2 rRNA genes are annotated in these 3,510 nt (G+C 54.4%); both read right to left on the bottom strand.

The annotated features are described in order from the left end of the window. Positions 1-13: 13 nt before the first annotated feature. Positions 14-130: ribosomal RNA gene (gene rrf / locus ACWGQ1_RS18385) — 5S ribosomal RNA — on the bottom strand. A gap of 111 nt (positions 131-241) precedes the next feature. Then, positions 242-3,343 (bottom strand): 23S ribosomal RNA (locus ACWGQ1_RS18380). Between the last annotated feature and the right edge of the window lie 167 nt (positions 3,344-3,510).

Genomic DNA, 3,510 nt, shown 5'->3' with positions numbered 1-3,510 from the left:
TTGACTAAAAGGAGTCCGGCGGTGTCCTACTCTCCCACAGGGTCCCCCCTGCAGTACCATCGGCGCTGTGAGGCTTAGCTTCCGGGTTCGGAATGTGACCGGGCGTTTCCCTCACGCTATGGCCGCCGAAACACTATTGATGTTTCAATCAAACCTAGGTTCACACGTGTGTGTGATCGAAGGTGGTTCTCGACCGTACATCGAGAACCACTCAGTGGACGCAAGCACCAACGAACGGTGTGTTATCAAGTCATCGGCTTATTAGTACCAGTCAGCTGCACACGTTACCGTGCTTCCACATCTGGCCTATCAACCCAGTAGTCTGGCTGGGAGCCTCTCACCCGAAGGTATGGAAGTCTCATCTTGAGGCCGGCTTCCCGCTTAGATGCTTTCAGCGGTTATCCATCCCGAACGTAGCTAATCAGCGGTGCTCCTGGCGGAACAACTGACACACCAGAGGTTCGTCCAACCCGGTCCTCTCGTACTAGGGTCAGATCCTCTCAAACTTCCTACGCGCGCAGCGGATAGGGACCGAACTGTCTCACGACGTTCTAAACCCAGCTCGCGTACCGCTTTAATGGGCGAACAGCCCAACCCTTGGGACCTACTCCAGCCCCAGGATGCGACGAGCCGACATCGAGGTGCCAAACCATGCCGTCGATATGGACTCTTGGGCAAGATCAGCCTGTTATCCCCGAGGTACCTTTTATCCGTTGAGCGACAGCGCTTCCACAAGCCACTGCCGGATCACTAGTCCCGACTTTCGTCCCTGCTCGACCTGTCAGTCTCACAGTCAAGCTCCCTTGTGCACTTACACTCGCCACCTGATTGCCAACCAGGTTGAGGGAACCTTTGGGCGCCTCCGTTACTTTTTGGGAGGCAACCGCCCCAGTTAAACTACCCACCAGGCACTGTCCCTGAACCGGATTACGGTTCGAAGTTAGATATCCAGAGTGACCAGAGTGGTATTTCAACAATGACTCCACGGTAACTGGCGTCACCGCTTCAAAGTCTCCCACCTATCCTACACAAGCCACACCGAACACCAATACCAAGCTGTAGTAAAGGTCACGGGGTCTTTCCGTCCTGCTGCGCGTAACGAGCATCTTTACTCGTAATGCAATTTCGCCGAGTTCGCGGTTGAGACAGTTGGGAAGTCGTTACGCCATTCGTGCAGGTCGGAACTTACCCGACAAGGAATTTCGCTACCTTAGGATGGTTATAGTTACCACCGCCGTTTACTGGGGCTTAAATTCTCAGCTTCGCCTTGCGGCTAACCGGTCCTCTTAACCTTCCAGCACCGGGCAGGCGTCAGTCCGTATACATCGTCTTGCGACTTGGCACGGACCTGTGTTTTTAGTAAACAGTCGCTACCCACTAGTCTCTGCGGCCTCCAAACGCTTTCGGAGCAAGTCCTAATACGTCGAAGGCCCCCCTTCTCCCGAAGTTACGGGGGCATTTTGCCGAGTTCCTTAACCACGATTCTCTCGATCTCCTTGGTATTCTCTACCTGACCACCTGAGTCGGTTTGGGGTACGGGCGGCTAGAACCTCGCGTCGATGCTTTTCTCGGCAGCATAGGATCATCCACTTTTTATCCGCATCGTGTCTCAGCCTCATGAGTCACGGATTTGCCTATGACTCGGCCTACGCACTTGCACCAGGACAACCATCGCCTGGCTTGGACTACCTTCCTGCGTCACACCTGTTAATACGCTAACCGCACCAGCATGGGGTCACGTGCTCCCCTCCACGGTGTCACCCGAAGGTGACGATGTGAAGGCTCGGACGTTTAGCACCACTGGATTAGCTTGGGCGGTTCTTCGCCGGTACGGGAATATCAACCCGTTGTCCATCGACTACGCCTGTCGGCCTCGCCTTAGGTCCCGACTTACCCAGGGAAGATTAGCTTGACCCTGGAACCCTTGGTCTTTCGGAGGACGTGTTTCTCACACGTCATTCGCTACTCATGCCTGCATTCTCACTCGTGTAGCCTCCACGGCTGGTTTCCACCGCCGCTTCGCTGGCCACACGACGCTCTCCTACCCATCAACACGGCTGGACCACGAAGGCCTACCAATAATGTCAATGCCACAACTTCGGTGGCGTGCTTGAGCCCCGTTACATTGTCGGCGCGGAATCACTTGACCAGTGAGCTATTACGCACTCTTTCAAGGGTGGCTGCTTCTAAGCCAACCTCCTGGTTGTCAGAGCAACTCCACATCCTTTCCCACTTAGCACGCGCTTTGGGACCTTAGTTGGTGGTCTGGGTTGTTTCCCTCTCGACTATGAAGCTTATCCCCCACAGTCTCACTGCTGCGCTCTCACTTACCGGCATTCGGAGTTTGGCTGACGTCAGTAACCTTGTAGGGCCCATCGGCCATCCAGTAGCTCTACCTCCGGCAAGAAACACGCAACGCTGCACCTAAATGCATTTCGGAGAGAACCAGCTATCACGAAGTTTGATTGGCCTTTCACCCCTATCCACAGCTCATCCCCTCAGTTTTCAACCTAAGTGGGTTCGGTCCTCCACGACGTCTTACCGTCGCTTCAACCTGGCCATGGATAGATCACTTCGCTTCGGGTCTAGGACATGCGACTGAATCGCCCTATTCAGACTCGCTTTCGCTACGGCTACCCCACACGGGTTAACCTCGCCACATATCGCTAACTCGCAGGCTCATTCTTCAAAAGGCACGCTGTCACACCTACCAGGGGTGCTCCAACGGTTTGTAAGCAAACGGTTTCAGGTACTATTTCACTCCCCTCCCGGGGTACTTTTCACCTTTCCCTCACGGTACTTGTCCGCTATCGGTCATCTGGGAGTATTTAGGCTTATCAGGTGGTCCTGACAGATTCACACGGGATTTCACGGGCCCCGTGCTACTTGGGATACTCTCCACGCCAGAACACGCATTTCGACTACGGGGTTGGCACCCTCTATGACCGGCCTTTCAAGACCGTTCGTCTATACGCTTCTGTAACGTCGCCAGCTCGGCAGAACTGACTGGTGAGTCCCACAACCCCGAATATGCAACTCCTGCCGGATATCACACACACTCGGTTTAGCCTGATCCGGTTTCGCTCGCCACTACTAACGGAATCGCGGTTGCTTTCTCTTCCTGTGGGTACTGAGATGTTTCACTTCCCCACGTTCCCTCTACCCGCCCTATATATTCAGGCGGGAGTCACTAGGTCGGCACGCCGCCCAGCGGGGTTTCCCCATTCGGACACCCTCGGATCAAAACTTGCTTATCAGTTCCCCGAGGCTTATCGCAGATTGCTACGTCCTTCTTCGGCTCCAGATGCCAAGGCATCCACCGTTTGCTCTTAAAGACTTGAAATCACATGAGTTCGAATCAAAAACTCGACCCCACCCGAAGGCGGGATCAGAAATTGACTAATGATCTTTAAGATCATCTTGCGCAACCAATCCGAAGATCAGTTGCAAGATGCTCGCGTCCACTGTGTAGTTCTCAAAGTACGGGCGGTACCCTTCACCGCTTCCCAC

Source organism: Microbacterium sp. NPDC055599, assembly GCF_053618975.1.
Note: the sequence above shows the minus strand (reverse complement) of the source record. Positions and strands in the feature narration are given on the sequence as shown.